At 68.8% G+C, this 532-nt stretch carries 1 protein-coding gene; it reads right to left on the bottom strand.

The features are described 5' to 3' along the window. The coding region (locus tag ACSAMQ_RS20615) for an AMP-binding protein (protein WP_435397444.1) at positions 1–532 on the bottom strand (532 nt) is incomplete at both ends.

The following is a 532-nucleotide window of genomic DNA, read 5'->3' as shown; positions in this document are numbered from 1 at the left end:
CTCGGCGCCCGGCTCCGCCACCACGTAGGCGACCAGGCGCTTGTCGCCGCCGTCGTCTTCGCGCGCGATCACCACCGCCTCGCGCACGCCGTCGCAGGCGCTCAGGCGCGCATCGATTTCGCCGAGCTCGATGCGGAAACCGCGGATCTTGACCTGGAAATCGTTGCGGCCCAGGTATTCGATCGTGCCGTCGGCGCGCCAGCGGCCGAGGTCGCCGGTCTTGTACATGCGCGCATCGGGCTCGGCCGAGAACGGGTCGCGGACGAAACGTTCCGCAGTCAGCTCCGGGCGGTCCAGGTAACCACGCGCGACCTGCACGCCGCCCAGGAACAGCTCGCCCGGCACGCCGACCGGCACCGGCTCGCCGCGGCTGTCGAGCAGATACACCGGGGTGTTGGCGATCGGACGGCCGATAGTCGGACCGCCGACCGCATCGCGGATGCTGCCGATGGTGGCGTCGACCGTGCATTCGGTCGGGCCGTACATATTGTGGAAATGGATGCTGGTCGAAGCCTTGAGCTTGTCCCACATC

Source organism: Lysobacter sp. 1R34A (assembly GCF_051217035.1).
Classification (GTDB): Bacteria; Pseudomonadota; Gammaproteobacteria; order Xanthomonadales; family Xanthomonadaceae; genus Lysobacter.
This window is presented reverse-complemented; position numbering and strand designations above follow the sequence as displayed.